We start from the raw sequence: 17,867 nt of genomic DNA, 5'->3' as shown, positions 1-17,867 counted from the left end.
GCTCGGTGGTCGCCGCCGACCTCGTGGCCCCCGACAGGAAGGCCGGCGCCATCGCCACGATGTTCACCGGCCTCACCGTCGCCAACATCGTCGGCGTGCCGCTGGGCACCTTCATCGGCCAGGCCGTCGGCTGGCGCGTCACCTTCGCCGGCGTCGCCGCGCTCGGCGTGGTCGGCCTGCTCGGCATCGCCAAGCTCGTCCCCGCCCTGCCCCGCCCCGAGGGCGCCCACCTGCGCCGCGAGCTCACGGCGTTCCGAAACCCGCAGGTCCTGCTCGCCATGGCGATGACCGTCCTCGGCTTCGGCGGTGTCTTCGCGGCGATCACCTACATCGCGCCGATGATGACCCACGTCGCCGGATACTCGGACGGCGCCGTCACCTGGCTGCTGGTCCTGTTCGGTGTCGGGATGTTCCTCGGCAACCTGCTCGGCGGCAGGTTCGCCGACCGCAAGCTGATGCCGATGCTCTACGCCTCCCTCGGCGGACTCGCCGTCGTGCTGGCCCTGTTCACCCTCACCGCGCACAACAAGATCCTCGCCGCAGTCTCCATCCTGCTCGTCGGGGCGCTCGGCTTCGCCACCGTCCCGCCACTGCAGAAGCGGGTCCTCGACCAGGCGCACGGCGCGCCCACCCTGGCCTCCGCCGTCAACATCGGCGCCTTCAACCTCGGCAACGCCCTCGCCGCCTGGCTCGGCGGCCAGGTGATCGCGGCCGGCCTCGGCTACACCGCCCCGAACTGGGTCGGCGCGCTGCTCGCCGGAGCCGCGCTCCTGCTGGCCGTCTGGTCCGCCGTCCTGGAGCGCCGCACCCCCGTACGGGAGGGCGCCGTCACCGCCGCTCCCGTCCCCGTCCACCACTGACCGTTCCCCTCCCCAGTTCCCCCCTCCCCAGTTCCCCTCTCCCCGTTCCTTCCAGGAGTAGCGCCACCATGAGCACCACCCTCACCCCGCTGACCACCGCCGACGCCGAGACCCTCGTCGCCGCCGCCCGCCGCGCCGCCCAGGCGGCCGGGGTCGCGGTCAGCGTCACCGTCCTGGACGCGGGCGGTCACCTGCTCGCCTTCCTCCGCGACGACAGCGCCGTGCTGATCTCCGGGGAGACCAGCACCCGCAAGGCGTACACCGCCCTCCAACTGGGCGCCCCCACCGCCGACCTGGTCGACCTCGTCAAGCCGGACGGGCCGTTCCACACCCTGGCCACCGCGCTCGACCGGCCGCTCCTCTTCATCGCCGGTGGCGTCCCGATCCACCGCGACGGCAAGCTCGTCGGCGCCATCGGCCTCGGCGGCGGCGCCCCGGAGCAGGACCACTCCTTCGCCACCGCCGCGCTGACCGAACTCGCCCGGTGACCCGCACGCCCCAGGAGGTCTTCACCGACCACGGGCGACGCCTGGGCACCGGGGGCCTCGACCACAGCGCCGGGAACCACACCGAGGACTCATCAGCGCCCAGACCGTCCGCCACACCCTCACCGACCTCCCCCGCTGAATGGAAGCACGCACCATGAACAACCCCACCGTCCCCACCGTGAAGCTCAACAACGGCGTCGAGATCCCCCAGCTCGGCTTCGGCGTCTTCCAGGTCCCCGACGCCGAGACCACCGCCGCCGTCACCTCCGCCCTGGAGGCCGGCTACCGCAGCATCGACACCGCCGCGATCTACGGCAACGAGACCGGCGTCGGCCGCGCCCTGGCCGCCTCCGGCCTGCCGCGCGAGGACCTGTTCGTCACCACCAAGCTGTGGAACGCCGACCAGGGCTACGACGCCACCCTGCGCGCCTTCGACGCCGGCCTCGCCAAGCTCGGCCTCGAGTACCTCGACCTGTACCTGATCCACTGGCCCACCCCGGCCCGCGACCTCTACCTGGACTCCTGGCGCGCCGTCGAGCGCCTCGCCTCCGAGGGCCGCATCCGCGCCGCGGGCGTCTCCAACTTCCAGCCCGCCCACCTTCAGCGCCTGCTGGACGAAAGCCGGTTGGTGCCCGCCGTGAACCAGGTCGAGCTGCACCCCGGCCTCCAGCAGGCCGAGCTGCGCGCCTTCCATACCGAGCACGGCATCGCCACCGAGGCGTGGAGCCCGCTCGCCCAGGGCGCCGTCCTGGACGACCCGGCGATCACCGCGATCGCCGCCCGCACCGGCAAGTCCGCCGCCCAGGTGGTCCTGCGCTGGCACCTCCAGCTCGGCAACATCGTCATCCCGAAGTCCGTCACCCCGGCGCGCATCCGCCAGAACCTGGACGTCTTCGACTTCCAGCTGACCGACGAGGACATGGCCGCCATCGCCGCCACCGACCGCGACCTGCGGACCGGCCCGCACCCGGACCAGTTCAACTGACCGACCCCGCACCCCCGGAAGCCCGCTGCGGGCCGGCCCTTCCCGGCCGGCCCGCAGCGGGCTTCGCCCGTTCCCCCCGCTCTGAGGACCGATTCACCCATGGCACCCCGTCACCCCGCCCTCGCCCGCCTCGCCCCCGGCGAGGGCCGGCTCACCCTCGGCCTGGAACTGCCCCTCGACAACGACTGGGGCCCGTCCCGGCAGGCCACCGACCGTACGGCCGGCCGCCCCCACGGCGTCCCGGACCTCGCCGACCACGCGCGCCTCGCCCGGCTCGCCGACCGGCTCGGCCTCAGCACCGGCCGCAACGCCCTGATCGAGCACCTGGAGACCATGGCGCTGTTCGGGGTCTCGCACGTCTCCTTCAATCTGCGGCCCAACGACCGGCCGGTGGAGGAACTGCTGCAGGAGCTCGCGGAGTACGTCCTGCCGCGCTTCCCCGCATCCGGCGCGTAGGGCCCTTGCATTACCGCGCGTCTGCAATTATTGTTAACGCACGCAAGGTGCGCTCACATCTATTGCGTGACCCCTTGCGCCCCGCACCCTCCGTTTCGAAAAGGCACCACCATGTCCCTCAAGGAACTCCTCCCCGGCAAGCTCGGCTACGGCACCGCCCCGCTCGGCAACATGTTCCGCGCGATCCCCGACCAGGAGGCCGCCGCCACCGTCGAGGCCGCCTGGCAGCACGGCGTCCGCTACTACGACACCGCCCCCTTCTACGGCGCCGGCCTCGCCGAGGAACGCCTCGGCGAGATCCTCTCCACCAAGCCCCGCGACGAGTACGTACTCTCCACCAAGGTCGGCCGCGTCATCCTCGCGGAACTGGAGGAGGGCGCCCGCGAACTCGGCGAGAAGGGTGGCCTGTTCGAGCACGGCAACCCCAACAGGATGCTGCACGTCTGGACCGCCGAGGCCACCGAGCGCTCCATCGAGGACAGCCTCAAGCGCCTGCGCACCGACCGCCTGGACATCGTCTGGGTCCACGACATCGCCCAGGACTTCCACGGCGACCAGTGGCTGGCCAAGTTCGAGGAGGCCCGCACCGGCGCCTTCCGAGTCCTGTCCCGTCTGCGCGACGAGGGCGTCATCGGGGCCTGGGGCCTCGGCGTCAACAAGACCGAGCCGATCGAGCTCACCCTGTCCCTCGACGAGCCCCGCCCGGACGGCTTCCTCCTCGCCGGCCGCTACACCCTCCTCGACCACGAGCACGCCCTCCAGCGCCTGCTGCCGATGGCACAGGAGCAGGGCGTCGGCATGGTCGTCGGCGGCCCCTACAGCTCCGGCATCCTCGCCGGCGGCACCCACTTCGAGTACCAGGAAGCCCCTGCGCACATCGTCGAGCGCGTCACCCGGCTCAAGGACCTCGCCGCGGAGCACGGCGTGAGCATCAAGGCCGCCGCCCTGCAGTTCTCCCTCGCCCACCCGGTCACCGCCGCGGTCGTCGCCGGCGCCACCAAGCCCAGCCGCATCGCCGAGGACCAGGCGGCGCTCAACGAGACCGTCCCCGCCGCGTTCTGGCAGGAGCTGCGCTCCGCCGAACTCGTCAGCCCGGCCGCCCCGCTGCCGTACGGCGCCTGAACCACCCCCGACCCGTCAGGAAATCCGATCATGGCCTCCACCTCCGTCAGCCGCATCGTCCCCGCCTCCCCCGACAAGGTGTGGAACCTCATCGGCGGCTTCGACTCCCTCCCCGACTGGCTCCCGTACATTCCCGAGAGCACCGCCCTCGAAGGCGGCCGCGTCCGCCGCCTGCGCAACCCCGAGGGCGGGATCATCATCGAGCGCCTCGTCGCCTTCAACGAGGCCGAGCGCCACTACAGCTACGCCATCCTGGAAGCCCCGTTCCCCGTCAACGGCTACGTCTCCACGATCCGCGTCCACGCCGTCCCCGGCCAGGAGAACGCCGCCGAGGTCCAGTGGTCCGGCCGCTTCAACCCCGACGGCGCCACCGAGGACGAGGCCGTGGCCCTCTTCACCACCATCTACCGCGACGGCCTCGCCGCCCTCCACGCCACCGCCGCGGCCCGCCCGTCCTTGACGCCTTCCTGACGCCCCGGGCCGCCTTCCCAGCGCACTCCGTACGCGCGCTCCTCGCGGAGCGGTCGTCCAAGGTCTCTGCCGGCCCGGCAGGAGGGCTCTTCCTCCCGGCGCGCGGCGGTGAGCGCAACACTCGGCGGTGTCCTCACGGCGGCGGGGGCCGGTGGCTTCGTGGTCGTTCCGGTGGATCGCCGACCCCTTGAGCGGCGGCGGTGGTGGCGTGCCAGCTGACGGGGAGGGTGAGCGGTGACTTGCTCGGGGATTCGTCGTCCCAGGCGGGTTCCTGTCCTTCGGCGAGGCGCAGTCGCGGGAAGCGGTCGAGCAGGGCTTCCAGTCCCACGGCCATCTGGGCCCGGGCCAGGTGCGCGCCGATGCAGTTGTGCGCACCCCGGCCGAAGGTGAGGTGCGGGTTGTCCGCCCGGCACAGGTCGAGCCGGTCGGCGTCGGTGAACACCCGTTCGTCGCGGTTGGCCGAGGCGAGGACGGGCAGAACGGCGTCGCCCGCGCGGATCCTGCGGTTGTGCAACTCGATGTCCTCGACGGCCTGGAGGACCACGACGCCGTTCATGACCGGTATGTACCGCAGGAGTTCCTCCACCGCGCCGGGTAGGAGGCCGCGGTCGTCGCGGAGCCGGGCGTACCGGTCGGGCGCGGTCAGCAGGGCCACCACGGCGTCGGCCAGGAACATGGTGCTCGTGCGGTAGCCGGCGACCAGCATCGAGAGTCCGAAGGTCACCACGCTTTCCCTGTCCAGGGTGCCGGGCCCGCACGCGTGGACCAGCCCGGTGAGGACGTCGTCGGCGGGCTCGCGCCGCTTGCGGTCGAGCAGTGACGCGATGTATTCGCGCAGTTCGGAGGTGACCTCGCGGCCCTCGTCCAGGGTGACCATCGCCCCGAGGGCGGAGTCCGCCCTGGGCAGGAAGTACTCGCGGTCCTCGTAGGGGATGCCCACCAGCTCGCACATGGCCAGTAGCGGGAAGGGCTCCAGGAAGCCGCCGACCAGGTCGCCGGGCTGCCCGGCGGCCGTGAAGTCGTCCAGCAGCCCATCGGCCGACCGGCGCAGTCGCGGCAGCCGGCGCCGGACGGAACGGACGCTGAACGGTTCGGCCAGAGCGCGGCGCAGGGCCTCGTGGCGGGGGCCGTTCAGTTCCATCATCGTGATCAGGCCCGGCTCGTCGTCGGCGGCCCGGTCAGGTCGGGGCGGCCAGTCGTTGATGGTCGGCCGGATCAGCCGGGGGTCCGCGATCAGGGCCCGGACGTCCTCGTAGCGGGTGGCGTACCAGGCGGTGGCGCCGATCGGCAGCCGGACCTCCGCGAGCGGGCACTCCCGGCGCAGCCACCCGTACTGCGTGGGCGGGCCCATGGTGCCCGGCGGCGGCAGGGGCAGGTCGATGGCGGGCGGGTCGGCGGCGGGTTGTGGCGGTGAGCTGCTCACTGGCGGTGCTCCCTGGTCGCGTACGAGGTGGCCGGGTGTGAGGTGGTCGCGTACGAGGTGGCCGGGTGTGAGGTGATCGCGTGTGAGGTGGCCGGGTGTGAGGTGGTCGCGTACGAGATGATCGCGTGCGAGGTGGCCGGTCGGGTCTCACCAGCTGACCGGGAGGGTCAGCGGTGACTTGGTCACGGATTCGTCGTCCCAGGCGGGTTCCTGTCCTTCGGCGAGGCGCAGCCGCGGGAAGTGGTCGAACAACGCCTCGACTCCCGCGGTCAGTTCGGCGCGGGCCAGGTGGGCGCCGAGGCAGTTGTGGGCTCCTCGTCCGAAGGCGAGGTGGCCCCCGCGGCCCGTGGTCGCGCCGGCCCGCTCCAGGTCGAGCCGGTCGGCGTCGGCGAACACCCGCTCGTCGCGGTTGGCGCAGGCCGGTACGGGAATGACGGCGTCGCCCTCGCGGATCGTCCGCCCGTGCAGTTCGATGTCCTCGGTCGCCAGGAGGATCACGGTGCCGTTCATCACCGGCATGTAGCGCAGGAACTCCTCCACCGCGCCGGGCATCAGCTCCCGGTCGTCGCGCAGGCGGGCCCACAGGCCCGGCCGGTCGAGCAGGGTGTGCGCGGTGTCGGCCAGGAAGAAGCTGCTGATGCCGAAGCCGACGGTGAGCATGGACAGCCCGAAGGCCATCACGTCGTCGTGGGTCAGCTCGCCGTCGTCGCACCGGCGGACCAGCCGGGTCAGGACGTCGTCGCCGGGCCGGTCCCGCTTCCGGGCGATCAGTGCGGCGACGTACTCGCGCAGCAGACCGGTGACCCGGCGCCCCTCCTGCGAGGTCACCATGCCGCCGAGGGCCGCGTCCAGCACCGGGAGGAACCGGTCCCGGTCCTCGAAGGGGATGCCCACCAGGTCGCAGAGCACGAGCAGGGGGAAGGGGTCGGTGAAGCCGGCGACCAGGTCGCCGGGCGGGCCGTTGTCCTCGAACGCCCGCAGCAGTCGCCCGGCCAGCCCGCGGATGCGCGGCAGGTGGTCGCGCACGGCCCGGGAGCTGAACGGCTCGGCCAGCGCCCGGCGCAGGGCCGCGTGCCGGGGGCCGTCGAGTTCGGCGATCGTGACCAGGCGCGGCCCGTCGTCCGCGGGTTGACCGGGACGCGGCGGCCAGTCGTTGATGGTCGGCCTGATCAGCCGGGGGTCCGCGAAGAGCATCCGGACGTCCTCGTGCCGGGTGGCGTACCAGGCGGTCGCGTCCATCGGCAGCCTGACCCTGGCCAGGGGGCAGGTCTCGCGCAGCCGCGCGGACTCCTCGGGCGGCCCCATGGTGCCCGGCGGCGGGAGCGGGAAGTCCAGGACGTCCGGCTCGGCGCCGGCCCCCCGCGCACTGGGCGGCCGTGCGCTCATGCCCGCGCCTCTTCCGGGTGGCGGGGGCAGGGGCGTTCGAGGTAACCGGTGGTGTAGAAGTACTCCAGGTAGCGGTCCAGCAGCTCCGCGTCGACGGGAGGGCAGTGCAGGCCCGAGGTGGCCAGGTCGTGCTCGACGTTGGCCCGCCCGACGGTGGGGAAGGTGCCCTCGAAGTACATCTCCTTGACGGACATGTCGGCCTGCTTGCAGCGGTCCACGCACAGCGAGACGAACGGGGCCGTGGGGCTTGTGGGGTGCTGCGCGACGTGGCGGACGAGCTCGCCCACCCACTCCTCGTAGGGGAGCCGGGAGATCCGGTGGCCGGCCCTGTCCATCCGGTCGAGCATGTCGCACAGGCTCGCGGCGCGGGGGTTGGTCATGTGGTAGGTCCGGCGGGTGGCGCGGTGGGTGGTGGCGATGTGCACCAGGGCGTCGGAGAGGAAGTCCACCGGGACGAAGTCCAGCGGCAGCCGGATGTCGGGGGCGAGCCCGGTCTCGCTGATGGTCTTGAACAGCGAGCAGATCGCGGTGTCGGTGTTGCACGCGCCGGTGTGCCGGTCGCCGGTGATCTCGTACGGACGGTAGACCGCCACCGGCAGGCCCTGGTCCTGGTCCGCGGCGTCGCGCAGCACCTCCTCGGCGACCCACTTGCTCTCGGCGTAGCCCATGGTGAGCCCGTCGGCGTGGTCGAGCGGCAGGTCCTCGTCGATGTGCCGTACGCCGGCGGTTCCGAAGCCGGCGAGCACCGCGATGGTGGAGAGGAAGTGCACCGGCACCCGGCGCCCGGCGGCCAGTCGGATGAGCTCCCTGGTGCCTTCCACGTTGGTGCGGCGCAGCGCGTCGTACGGATAGATGAAGTTGACCTGCGCGGCCGAGTGGATCACCAGGTCGACGGTGTCGGCGAGTTCGTCGGCGCGGCCCGGTTCCAGTCCGAGGCCGGGTTCGGCGAGGTCGGCGGGGAGGCACACGATGCGGTCGGCGGCTTCGGGGGTGGCGAGGCCGAAGCGGGCGAGGTTGCGCATCACCTTCTGCCTGGCGTGGGCGGGGGCCCGGCTTCGCACCGGGCAGCACACCCGGGCGTCGGTGCGGCGCAGCAGCGCGTCCAGGAGGAAGGCGCCGACGAAGCCGGAGGCGCCGGTGAGCAGCACCTCCGCGGGGTGGTGCCAGTCCGGCTCCGGCCCGCGCGGTTGCGGGAGGGTGAAGCCCAGCCGTGCCTCGGCGCGGAAGTCCACCGGGCCCGCGTCGGCGTTCACCCTGCCGGGCGGGCCCTGGACGGCGACGACGGCGGCGGTGAAGTCCTCCAGTGTCGGGGAGCGCAGCAGGCTGTGGACGAGGGTGCGGCCGTGCCGGGCGTCGAGGCCGAAGGCGGCCAGCGCACGGGTGACGGCCTCGGCTGCCAGCAGGGAGTCGCCGCCGATGTCGAAGAAGCTGTCGCCCGGCGCCGGGTGCACACCCAGCACCACCTGCCAGATCCGGGCCACCGTGTCCTGCGGGCCGAACGCGGTGCCGTTCACCGCCGCCGGGACGGCAGCCTCCTCGGTCGCCGTCAGCCTGCGCAGCCGGGCGCGGTCGACCTTGCCCCCGGCCGTCACCGGGAACCGCGCGAGTTCCACCAGCCGCGCGGGCACCGCGGCCGCGGGCAGCCAGGTGGCGAGAGCGCTGCGGATGCGGTCCAAGGTCAGTGCCTGGCCGGGGCGGGCCGGGGTCACGTACCCGATCAGGGCGTCGCCCTCCCGTTCGACGACGGCCTCGCCCACCGCGTCGTCCGCGCGCAGCCGCGCCTCCACCTCGTCCGGCTCGATGCGGTGCCCGCGCAGTTTGATCTGCCGGTCCACCCGGGCCCGGTACTCCAGTACGCCGTCCGGGTGCCGGACCACGCGGTCACCGGTGCGGTAGAGGCGCGTACCGGGCTCGACGAGGTCGTCGACGAAGCGCTCGGCGGTCAGCCCGGGGTCGCCGAGGTACCCCAGGGCGAGCCCGTCCCCGCCGACGAGGAGCTCGCCCTCCTCACCGGTGTCGGCGAGCGTGCCGTCCGGGCGCAGCACGTGACAGGTGGAGTTCTCCAGGGGGAGGCCGATCGGCACGGCCGTCGCCTCGGGAGGCAGGTCGTGCAGCGCGTGTGCGGTGGACACCACGCTGTTCTCGGTCGGGCCGTAGAAGTTGACCACGGTGGTGTCCGGGCAGGCCGCCAGTATCGCGCGGGCCAGCTCCGCGTCCATCGCCTCGCCTCCGGCCGAGGCGAACCGCAGGGACCGCAGCGCCGAGGGCCTGGTGCGCGCGATGTGGTGGAACACCCCGGTGGTCAGGTAGGCGATGCTGACCCGCTCGGAGAGCAGCAGCGATTCCAGGGCGGTCGGCGACAGCAGTTCCTCCTGGTCGGCGATCACGATGCAGGCGCCGGCGAGCAGCGCGGGCCAGATCTCGATCGTGGAGGCGTCCGAGGAGAGGCCGTAGGCGTGCAGCACCCGCTCACCGGGCCGCGGCCGCTGCCGGACCAGGTCGGAGGCGGCCAGCCGGACGATGCCGCGGTGCGGGATCGCCACGGGTTTGGGGCGGCCGGTCGAGCCGGAGGTGAACATCACGTAGGCGCAGTCCGCGGGGAGCACCCGGGCCTGCGGCACCGCGGCCGGGTCGGTCGGGGTGGCCGGGGCGCTCGGAGCCAGGCCACCCAGGTCGATGCGGGAACGCACGCGCCGGATGCGGCGGGAGCTGCCGGGCAGCGTGACGACGGTGTGCACCCCCGCGTCCTCGGCCATCGCCTGCAGACGCGCGGGTGGTGAGGCGTCGTCGAGCGGGACGTAGGCCGCACCGGTCTTGAGGATGCCCAGGAACGCGACCAGCGCCTCCGGAGAGCGGGCCCCGCACACCCCGACCGTGTCGCCGTACCGCACGCCGGAGTCGTGCAGCCGGGCCGCCACCGCGTCGGAGCGGAGCTTGAGTTCGCCGTAGCTGATGCCGCGGCCGTGCTGTACGGAGGCGATGGCCCGCGGGCGGTGCACCGCCCGGGCGTCGAACAGCTCGTGGAGGCAGCGATCGCGTGGATACGGCACCGCCGCGGCGTGCTCGGCCGCCTCCTGATGCGTCGTTGCTCGGGTGTTCATCGGGACGTCACGCTCTCTGCCGCACACGGACCGCGCGCGGGAAGCTAGGGTTCGAACTCCTTGGCGAAGGCGGCGAAGTCGGCGGTCCGCCATCTCTCGGGCCTCATGCGGATGAGGACGTCGTCGGCCAGCTGCCGCCGGTTGGCGTCCAGGTACGCCGCCGCCGTGTCCGCGTCCAGATACCGGCGGGCCAGCTCCTCGCGTGCGGCCGGCGGCAGCGGGTCCTCGACGGCCACCACCGGCCCCTCCACGCTGACGTAGCGGTAGGGCGCCGACTCGACCTGCGCGCAGAGGCTGAACCGGCCCGCGCTGCGGATGAGCCGGGCCTTCAGCGTCGTCCGCCCGGTCTGGATCGTCACCAGCCCGCCGGGCCGGTAGGAGTACCAGAGCGGGACGAGCAGCGGTCCGCCGCCGTCGCGCGCGTCGTCCACCCCCAGGATTCCCACGTGCGGGCCGGCGAGGAACGCCTCCCGGGCTTCGACCGACATCCTGAGATCCACTGGTACCGCCTCGATTCGGCAGGAGACGCATCCGGTATCGATTCGCGCAAGGGAGGGTGAGCCGGCGGGGGCCTCCGGGCGGCCGGCGTGTGACCGCCGCAGGTCTGTGCGGGTCCTCGGTCCTTCTCGTCCGGTGCACACGGCCTTCGGGAACCCGGTGGGGCGGCCAGGGCAGGGCCGGGCTCTCTCCTCCACATTTCCACCACACCCGGGTGGCCCGCATCCTGGCGGCCGCGCACGCGGTGCCTCCGATCCCCCGCCGAAGCGCACGACGGGCGCTCCGGGGGGATCCTGCCAGTGTCGGCCGTCAGGTGGTTCCCGGCTGGTTCCAGGAGAAGGAGGGGCACATGAGGGCGGCCATCCGGGCCGAGGGCCTGGTGAAGGACTTCGGCGACGTACGGGCCCTGGACGGGGTCGACCTGGACGTGCCGGAGGGGACGGTGCTGGGCCTGCTCGGCCCCAACGGCGCCGGCAAGAGCACCACGGTACGGGTGCTCACCACCCTGGTGCGGCCCGACGCGGGTAGCGCCCACGTGGCGGGGGTGGACGTGCTCAAGCACCCCGGCCGGGTCCGCAGCCTGCTGGGCCTCTGCGGCCAGTACGCGGCGGTCGACGAGTACCTCACCGGCCGGGAGAACCTCCAGATGGTCGGCGAGCTCTACCAGATGCGGAGCAGGGACGCCAAGGCGCGCGCCCGGGAGCTGCTGGAGTGGTTCGACCTCGCCGAGGCGGCCGACCGGCCGGCCAGGACCTACTCCGGTGGCATGCGCCGCCGGCTCGACCTGGCGGCCGCGCTGGTGGTGCGGCCCCCGGTGATGTTCCTCGATGAGCCCACCACCGGTCTGGACCCGCGCAACCGGCTGGCGCTGTGGGAGGTCGTCGAGATGCTGGCCGCGGAGGGCACCACCCTGCTGCTCACCACCCAGTACCTGGAGGAGGCCGACCGGCTGGCGCACGACATCGTCGTGGTCGACCACGGCCGGGTGATCGCACGCGGATCCGCCGACGACCTCAAGACCAGGACCGGCGGCGAGCGGGTGGAGGTGGTGGTCCACGACCGCGAGCAGATCGGTGCGGCCGTCGCGGCGCTCGCCCCGTACGGTGGGGGCCCGCTCAGCGTGGAGCAGCACACCCGGCGAATCCTCGTGCCGGTGGGCGGGGGCGCCCGGGTGCTCGCCGACGTCATCCGCGAGCTGGACGGGCTGGGCGTCCTCATCGACGACATCGGCCTGCGCAGGCCCACCCTCGACGACGTCTTCCTCTTCCTCACCGGCCACGCGGCCGAGGAGAACGAGCTGGGAAAGCCGCCCCGGCCGGCTTCCGGGGCCGGGCGGCGCCGGTGGACACGGAACGCCCGTGGGAATTCCCGGCGGGGGCTTCGGCGCTCCCACCGGAAGCAGTAACTCCAGCGATGGTCGAAGCAGCGATGGTCGAAGCAGCGATGGTCGAAGCAGTGCTGGTCAAGGGAGTGGAAACCATGGGACAGCTGGATGGGAAGGTCGCCCTGGTGACCGGGGGATCGGCCGGGATCGGTCTCGCCGTCGTCCGTCGGTTCGCCGCCGAAGGTGCCACCGTCTACCTCACCGGCCGGCGCAAGGCCGAGCTGGACGAGGCCGTGGAAGCCATCGGCGAACAGGCCATCGGCGTCCAGAGCGATGTGTCGAATCTCGACGACCTCGACCGGCTCTTCGCGGCGATCGAGGCACGCAGCGGACGGCTGGACGTCGTGGTGGCCAATGCCGGCGTCGGCGAGCTCGCCCCGCTCGGGAAGATCACCGAGGAGCACTACGACAGGACCTTCGACATCAACGTCAGGGGGGTGGTCTTCACCGTCCAGAAGGCGCTGCCCCTGTTGCCGGACGGCGCCTCGGTGATCGTGCTCGCCTCCACCAACGCGTCGACGGGCGTCCAGGCGATGAGCGTCTACAGCGCCACCAAGGCCGCCGACCGCAACCTCGTCCGCACGTGGGCCGCCGAGCTCGCGGGCCGCGGCATCCGGGTCAACGCCATCAGCCCCGGCCCGATCGAGACTCCCGCCATCCGCAGTCTGCGCGCGGAGCAGGCGCCCGCGCTGGACGAGCTCGTCGCCAGGATTCCGCTGGGCCGGATCGGACGCCCCGACGAGGTCGCCGCCGCGGCCCTCTTCCTCGCCTCGGACCAGAGCTCCTTCACCACCGGAGCCGAACTCTTCGTCGACGGCGGCCTCAACCAGGTCTGACCGGCTCGGCGAGGCCGAGGGCGTAGGCGGTGCCGCCGTCTGGGGCGGGTTCGACGGTCAGTTCGCCGTTCATCGCCTCGACGAAGCCGCGTGCCACGATGAGGCCGGCGCCCTCGACGGCCGGGCCGGGGGCCGTCACCCGAGGTGGACCCCTCCGCCAGCTGGTCGAGATCCGGGCCACGAAGTCCCAGGTGGTGCTGCACTCGACCGCCCCCGACCCGGCCGGCATCCTGCGCGTGGCGATCCGCGCCGGCACCGCCCGGTGCCTGGGCCCCGGCCGGCAGGGTGATCAGCCGCTGCTGGCCACCCCGCTGCCGTGAACCCGCCGCGCCGGGCGGCATGGCGGGTCAGGGGCGGCGGTAGGCGAGGGTGGGGTGGGTGTCGGTGATCTGCAGGAGCCGGTCCCCGGTGTCGGTCAGGTCCACCACGGGCCTGGTCCGGCTTCGAGGTCGGCGATCGACCACCACACGTCGGCGCCCGGGCCTTCGTCCTCCAGGTCCTCCAGCTTGGCGACCCTGGCCGGGACGTCGGACAGCATCTCGACGACGGCCGGGTTCTCCTCGCCGGCCAGCCGCAGGTCCGCCACCGCCGAGCGGACCCCGGCGGCCGACGTGCCGACCAGGACCACCAGAGCAGCCGGGGGAAAGATCGCCAGCGCCGCTCCCACGCCCGGCGCCGGCCGTCCGGGCCCGCCTGCTCCCTCCTCGTCGCCAAGGTCGAGCGCTCCTACGGTTTCACCCGTTCCGCCGGGGCGTAGGGCTACGCGACGGGCGGGTGGCGGGGATCCCAACTCCCGTCATCCGTCCGCCGGCGGGGTGGTAAATCCCCCTCAACTGGCGCCCCAGCTAAGGGCTTTGGCCTGAACGCGCCTACGTCGCCTCCTCGGCGCCTGCCTACGCTCCCCTCGAACCCCGGCCGCTCCGGCCGTGGGACCGACCCAGGGGGAACACCCAATGCGTATTCGCCACGCCGTCGCCACGGTCACCCTCGCGGCGACCGCCGCGCTCACGATGAGCACCGCCGCCTCGGCCGCCCCGGCCCTGCGTCTCGCCTGCGGGGTGAGCGACCAGGGCCTCCCGGGCAACATCTACAACAACGGCGTCTACGTCGGCCAGGTCGAGCAGCAGTACGACAGCTGTAGCCGGACGGCGATCGCCCACTTCCAGTGGTCCGGCGGCTTCCAGGGAAACGGCTCCCAGGTCAAGGTGTACCTGATGGCGAGCAACGGCTACGCCGGCCAGGCGACCATCGGGGACCAGAACAGCAAGGACGTCTACGGCTACGTCAACATCCACGCCACTTCCCCGGACATCTGGACGGCCATCGCGTCGCTCGACCAGATCTGCCCCGCCTACAGCACCCAGCACGACTACTCCAACGGCGCCTCCCTGGCGGGCCCGCAGGACAGCAACTGCAGCATCCCCAACCCGTAACCCGTAGCCCGCAGTCCACGCTCCCGGGTTTCCCGGCCGGGAAACCCGGGAGCGCGTCGGCACGCGGCATGGCAGGGTGAGCCCATGACCTCCCTCAGAAAGGGCGATGCCGCGTAGGCCGCCCGGCGCCCTGCGCGCCCAGACGCGGTACGCGCGGGGCTCGCAGTCCCGACCGTTCAGCCAGATCCGAGGCCTGCGGCGCAACGCCCAGGCCGCCGTACGACGCCTCGAAGCCCGGCGCTTCGAGCCCGGGTACCTGAGCAGGGCGCTTGGCCAGTACGAGGAATTCCTGCGCCAGCCCGGCCGGTGGCTGTACGTGCCCCTGCCGGACTGCCCCTGCCACGACGTCCTCGGCGCGCGCGACGAGATCGAGGCGATGCTCCCCGCCCTGCTACCGCGCGCCCGCTGCGAGTTGGGGCGGATCGTCGCCGGGCTCGACACAGAGTTCGAACGGCGCACGCTGCCGGACCCGTACGCCGCCCGGCGGCCGTCCTCCGTCCGGCCCGACGCGTCGGGGCGGCCATGGTGGTACCGGCGGCTGACCGGGCCGTGAGGGGCTGTCACCCTGGTGGGCGGCGGTCGTTGCTGGTCCTGCCACCAGAAACACGAGGAGTGCGACTCCGCCTCCAGCTCAAGCCGACGCTTAGCTTGTGATGTATCGTCCGGCTTCGAACAGGTGGGCCGGGTGATCACTCGTCCGGGTGTTCCCGGGACGGCGGTTCGGCCTTCGCGTGGTCCTGAACTCGACCAAGAGGAACAGGATTTGACGCGAAGACCGTGATGGTGGGTCTGGGTGAGTCTGGTGGAACAGGGCGGGCAGTGCGAGCCGTTCGCGGAACTGTCACGCTTCCGGGGGGTCTTCTACGACTGCCCGAGTGGACCAATCCGGGCCGGCCAGAGCGCCACGCCTGCCCCACTGCGCACTCAGCAGGAGAGGAGCTTCCGCTGGAGATGACGGTGTATCACCGCTACCGCACGGTGCCCCGCTTCGCGATCGACCTGAGCGGCAACCAGGACGACACCATCCTCACCGCCTACGCCGCAGAGCTGCCCGATGTGATGGACCTGATCGCCCGTTGGGCGCCGGCCGTGCAGGCCTTGGCCGCAGCCGCTCTCGGCCCCCACCCCCAGGACGGCGGTCGGTGAGCGCCCGCAAGCTCACCAGCGGTGGGTTGGTGCTGTCGGCCGTCGGCGACGGCCTGGGTGGCGATCCCGCCGACCGCCGCGGCCTCCAGTACGGTGCCGGTTTCCTGCTGGGCGTCGGCGAGGCGTTCAGTGATGATGGTGGGCCGCACGACCGGCGGCCCACCATCAAGTGCGTTCCGGCGGCTCAGTAGAGGACTACGGAGAGCCGTGCCGGGCCGGTCTCGGTGGTGGTGTCGCAGAAGTAGACGATGGCCTGGTGGCTGTTCACATACGCCTGGCCAGCCGCGTGGCAGGCGGCGGCGGTCGGGTATATGCCGATGTAGGTGTAGGTGGACGCCTGGGCGGTCGGGGCGGCGATCAGGGCGCCGCCGGCCACGACCCCGGCCACGGCCACAGCGGAGAATGCCTTGCGAAGAGACATGAGTGGTCTTCCTCCCAATGGTGAGCGCCGGGGCCCGTGCCCCTGCGCTTCGCCGAGGAGCCTCCTCCGAATGTGAAGGCGAGGCAATGGTCGAGACCAATTCCGACCGGAAGCAGTGTGGTGTTTCTGTGGCGGCGCAGGTCACGGGCTCGCCTGACGGACTGGCGATCGTCTTCCGGACAGTTCTTGCACTGTCCGGAACCTGACAGTCCGTTTTGGCTGATTCGCCAGGATAGTCCCGGGCCGTTTCCCTGGTAGGAGCGCTTTCACGCCCGGGCTGGGACAGTGTTGGGACATCCGGCCCGGTCGGCTGGCTACCGGCCGGGTGCGGCGTCCTCGATGGCGGTGAGCAGGCGGACGTGGACGGCGCCGGCGGCTTCACGGGTGGCCGGGTCGGGGTCGTCCAGCTGCGGGGCGATCAGCTCGACGGCTGCGGCGAGCACCGGCACGGGGACGGTCGCCTCGCGCAGGTGCAGGAGCTGGGGGGCGGCCCGCTCGCCGGGCGTGGCCTTGGCGCGGGCGTCGTGGATCAGGGCGCTGATCCCGCGGGGCAGGGGCTGGGTGTTGGTCACCCGGCTCATTCTCCCGTCAGCTGAGCGGTGGTGATCACCACGGTCGGTCGTCCGCGCCCAGGCTCCTCAGGCGAGGTCGGTGTCAGGTTTTGCTCGGCACTACCTGCGCGTTGTCGAGGTGCAGGCGCAGCGTGCCGTCGACCGGACATCGCAGGCCGACCGACACACGGCGGACTTGGCCGTCCGCGTCGAGGGCGAGTGCGACTGCGGCCTGGAACACGTCGTGCCCGGCTGGGCACGTGATGTCGGCTGGCTTGCGGAAGGCGTTGCTCAGTCGCGGGCGTGAAGGAGTGGATTCCGCGAGTTCCCAGGTGGATCCGTCTGCGTGAACATCTCCGTCCGCTATGCCGAGCGGCAGGCAGCAACCCTCACAGAAGCACTCGTCCGCGGTCACTTCGAACTGGTCCCAGTCGCACCACGGGCAGACGAGGGGCGTGATCACCATCTGCCCGTGCTGTTCCGGGACGGCGGCCTGGCTCAGCATCGACAGCAAGCCGCTGCCCGCCGCCATCGCCTCGCCTGCCGGTCCGGTGCTCCACGCGCCTCTGTCTTCCACCTTCGTGATCCTTGCATGGCCTGAGGTGGGGCAGTCCTGCGGGCCTGCCTTCCGTATCACCGATCAAGATCAAGTGATAGAAACCCACCGGCCGTCAAGATCATTTGGCAAACGGTCAAGATCATCTGCTACGGGACAGCGAGCGAGCTTTTGTGCTTGCCCCGCGCCAAATGATCTTGATCGACGGCGGGTTCCTCTGTTCGCGTCATGGCCAACCGGTACAACTTGCTGACCTTGCGGCTATGAAGCGATGTTTCGGTGGGGAACCCCAAGTGCCTAGATTCGTTTAGGAGTTCCGTTTGCAGGCGTTCCTGTGCGAGTACGGTGTGGGGGTGGGGGCGCCGCGGGGGCGACCAGTTCTTCTGGCTGATGCGGGGCCCGGATCCGGACCGATGGCCGGTCGCTGCCAAGTTCGACTCGATGCGGGAGTGGGATCTGTTCGAGGGTGGCTTCGTGGAGTTCCTGCTGGCGGCGGTGACGAAACAGCATCCGTACCACGGGGACATTGTCCCCGGCGGGATGAAGGAGGTCGATGACGGCCGCGCCTATCGCTTCGGGGGTGACTGGTCGAAGCAGCTTCTGGAGTGAGCCCACGAACATGGTCAACGGCCAGGTCGGGGTGCTGCTGAAAGTCCTCGGACGGCCGGGGAACTGTACGACGTGGAGTCCCCCCGAGGGCTGGACGGTAAATCACCTGCCCGCGCGCCACACCACCGGCGTTGCCTGCCT

23 protein-coding genes are annotated in these 17,867 nt (G+C 72.0%); 14 read left to right on the top strand and 9 right to left on the bottom strand.

Translation table 11 applies throughout. The annotated features are described in order from the left end of the window. The 6 genes from ACFVHI_RS32850 to ACFVHI_RS32825 all read left to right on the top strand — a co-directional run. A partial coding sequence (locus ACFVHI_RS32850) for an MFS transporter (RefSeq protein ID WP_380345442.1) occupies positions 1–860 on the top strand: 860 nt, incomplete at its 5' end. 68 nt (positions 861–928) lie between these two features. Then, positions 929–1,348 carry a heme-binding protein gene (locus tag ACFVHI_RS32845; RefSeq protein ID WP_380345440.1) on the top strand — a complete coding sequence of 140 codons (420 nt, stop codon included), beginning with the start codon at positions 929–931 and terminating at the stop codon, positions 1,346–1,348. Between the two features lie 154 nt (positions 1,349–1,502). Further along, complete coding sequence (locus ACFVHI_RS32840) at positions 1,503–2,333, top strand: aldo/keto reductase (protein ID WP_380345438.1); 831 nt, start codon at positions 1,503–1,505, stop codon at positions 2,331–2,333. A gap of 99 nt (positions 2,334–2,432) precedes the next feature. Beyond that, positions 2,433–2,789, top strand: a complete 357-nt coding sequence (locus tag ACFVHI_RS32835) for a hypothetical protein (protein ID WP_380345436.1) — start codon at positions 2,433–2,435, stop codon at positions 2,787–2,789. Between the two features lie 111 nt (positions 2,790–2,900). Next, positions 2,901–3,911 carry an aldo/keto reductase gene (locus tag ACFVHI_RS32830; RefSeq protein WP_380345434.1) on the top strand — a complete coding sequence of 337 codons (1,011 nt, stop codon included), beginning with the start codon at positions 2,901–2,903 and terminating at the stop codon, positions 3,909–3,911. Between the two features lie 30 nt (positions 3,912–3,941). Next, the gene (locus tag ACFVHI_RS32825) at positions 3,942–4,382 is read left to right on the top strand and encodes an SRPBCC family protein (RefSeq protein WP_380345432.1); all 441 of its coding nucleotides are present in this window, start codon (positions 3,942–3,944) and stop codon (positions 4,380–4,382) included. Between the two features lie 133 nt (positions 4,383–4,515). On the opposite strand, the gene ACFVHI_RS32820 is transcribed toward ACFVHI_RS32825, so the two are convergent. The 4 genes from ACFVHI_RS32820 to ACFVHI_RS32805 form a co-directional block, all read right to left on the bottom strand. Beyond that, a complete protein-coding gene (locus ACFVHI_RS32820) occupies positions 4,516–5,805 on the bottom strand; it encodes a cytochrome P450 (RefSeq protein ID WP_380345430.1) in 1,290 nt (429 codons plus the stop codon). A gap of 147 nt (positions 5,806–5,952) precedes the next feature. Next, positions 5,953–7,191 carry a cytochrome P450 gene (locus ACFVHI_RS32815; protein WP_380345428.1) on the bottom strand — a complete coding sequence of 413 codons (1,239 nt, stop codon included), beginning with the start codon at positions 7,189–7,191 and terminating at the stop codon, positions 5,953–5,955. Further along, complete coding sequence (locus ACFVHI_RS32810) at positions 7,188–10,292, bottom strand: amino acid adenylation domain-containing protein (RefSeq protein WP_380345426.1); 3,105 nt, start codon at positions 10,290–10,292, stop codon at positions 7,188–7,190. Before ACFVHI_RS32810 ends, ACFVHI_RS32815 begins: the two co-directional genes overlap by 4 nt. 44 nt (positions 10,293–10,336) lie before the next feature. Beyond that, positions 10,337–10,780 carry a pyridoxamine 5'-phosphate oxidase family protein gene (locus ACFVHI_RS32805; protein ID WP_363378667.1) on the bottom strand — a complete coding sequence of 148 codons (444 nt, stop codon included), beginning with the start codon at positions 10,778–10,780 and terminating at the stop codon, positions 10,337–10,339. Between the two features lie 359 nt (positions 10,781–11,139). Between ACFVHI_RS32805 and ACFVHI_RS32800 the strand changes: the two genes are divergently transcribed. Continuing rightward, positions 11,140–12,195 (top strand): ATP-binding cassette domain-containing protein, encoded by a 1,056-nt coding sequence (locus tag ACFVHI_RS32800; RefSeq protein ID WP_363378669.1) that lies wholly within the window; start codon positions 11,140–11,142, stop codon positions 12,193–12,195. Between the two features lie 74 nt (positions 12,196–12,269). Further along, on the top strand, positions 12,270–13,010 hold the full coding sequence (locus ACFVHI_RS32795) for an SDR family NAD(P)-dependent oxidoreductase (protein ID WP_380345423.1): 741 nt from the start codon (positions 12,270–12,272) through the stop codon (positions 13,008–13,010). Here the strand turns inward: ACFVHI_RS32795 and ACFVHI_RS32790 are convergent. Beyond that, positions 12,997–13,149, bottom strand: coding sequence for a hypothetical protein (locus ACFVHI_RS32790; protein WP_380345421.1), 153 nt, complete (start codon positions 13,147–13,149; stop codon positions 12,997–12,999). The genes ACFVHI_RS32795 and ACFVHI_RS32790 overlap by 14 nt on opposite strands. A 52-nt stretch (positions 13,150–13,201) precedes the next feature. Between ACFVHI_RS32790 and ACFVHI_RS32785 the strand changes: the two genes are divergently transcribed. Continuing rightward, the gene (locus tag ACFVHI_RS32785; protein WP_380345419.1) at positions 13,202–13,330 is read left to right on the top strand and encodes a hypothetical protein; all 129 of its coding nucleotides are present in this window, start codon (positions 13,202–13,204) and stop codon (positions 13,328–13,330) included. A 95-nt stretch (positions 13,331–13,425) separates the two neighbouring features. Here the strand turns inward: ACFVHI_RS32785 and ACFVHI_RS32780 are convergent, their stop codons facing one another. Next, positions 13,426–13,677, bottom strand: coding sequence for a hypothetical protein (locus ACFVHI_RS32780; RefSeq protein ID WP_380345417.1), 252 nt, complete (start codon positions 13,675–13,677; stop codon positions 13,426–13,428). A 286-nt stretch (positions 13,678–13,963) separates the two neighbouring features. Here ACFVHI_RS32780 and ACFVHI_RS32775 point away from each other — a divergent pair, with 286 nt between their 5' ends. From ACFVHI_RS32775 to ACFVHI_RS32760, 4 genes are all read left to right on the top strand, one after another. Then, a complete protein-coding gene (locus tag ACFVHI_RS32775) occupies positions 13,964–14,443 on the top strand; it encodes a hypothetical protein (protein ID WP_380345415.1) in 480 nt (159 codons plus the stop codon). Between the two features lie 106 nt (positions 14,444–14,549). After that, entirely contained in the window at positions 14,550–14,996 is a 447-nt protein-coding gene (locus ACFVHI_RS32770; RefSeq protein ID WP_380345413.1) for a hypothetical protein, read from the top strand. Positions 14,997–15,394: 398 nt separating this feature from the next. After that, positions 15,395–15,589 (top strand): hypothetical protein, encoded by a 195-nt coding sequence (locus tag ACFVHI_RS32765; RefSeq protein ID WP_380345411.1) that lies wholly within the window; start codon positions 15,395–15,397, stop codon positions 15,587–15,589. Beyond that, a complete protein-coding gene (locus ACFVHI_RS32760) occupies positions 15,586–15,780 on the top strand; it encodes a hypothetical protein (RefSeq protein WP_380345409.1) in 195 nt (64 codons plus the stop codon). Before ACFVHI_RS32765 ends, ACFVHI_RS32760 begins: the two co-directional genes overlap by 4 nt. Here the strand turns inward: ACFVHI_RS32760 and ACFVHI_RS32755 are convergent. The 3 genes from ACFVHI_RS32755 to ACFVHI_RS32745 all read right to left on the bottom strand — a co-directional run bounded on the left by ACFVHI_RS32755 (position 15,774) and on the right by ACFVHI_RS32745 (position 17,138). After that, entirely contained in the window at positions 15,774–16,010 is a 237-nt protein-coding gene (locus ACFVHI_RS32755) for a hypothetical protein (RefSeq protein ID WP_063351744.1), read from the bottom strand. The two genes, ACFVHI_RS32760 and ACFVHI_RS32755, sit on opposite strands and share 7 nt — an antisense overlap. 314 nt (positions 16,011–16,324) lie before the next feature. Further along, positions 16,325–16,582, bottom strand: coding sequence for a hypothetical protein (locus ACFVHI_RS32750; protein ID WP_380345406.1), 258 nt, complete (start codon positions 16,580–16,582; stop codon positions 16,325–16,327). Between the two features lie 82 nt (positions 16,583–16,664). After that, on the bottom strand, positions 16,665–17,138 hold the full coding sequence (locus ACFVHI_RS32745) for a hypothetical protein (protein ID WP_159398609.1): 474 nt from the start codon (positions 17,136–17,138) through the stop codon (positions 16,665–16,667). Between the two features lie 453 nt (positions 17,139–17,591). Here ACFVHI_RS32745 and ACFVHI_RS32740 point away from each other — a divergent pair, with 453 nt between their 5' ends. After that, positions 17,592–17,726, top strand: coding sequence for a hypothetical protein (locus ACFVHI_RS32740; RefSeq protein ID WP_380345404.1), 135 nt, complete (start codon positions 17,592–17,594; stop codon positions 17,724–17,726). Positions 17,727–17,867 lie beyond the last annotated feature (141 nt).

It is taken from the genome of Kitasatospora sp. NPDC127121 (assembly GCF_042677305.1).
In the GTDB taxonomy this organism is placed as follows: Bacteria; Actinomycetota; Actinomycetes; order Streptomycetales; family Streptomycetaceae; genus Kitasatospora.
This window is presented reverse-complemented; position numbering and strand designations above follow the sequence as displayed.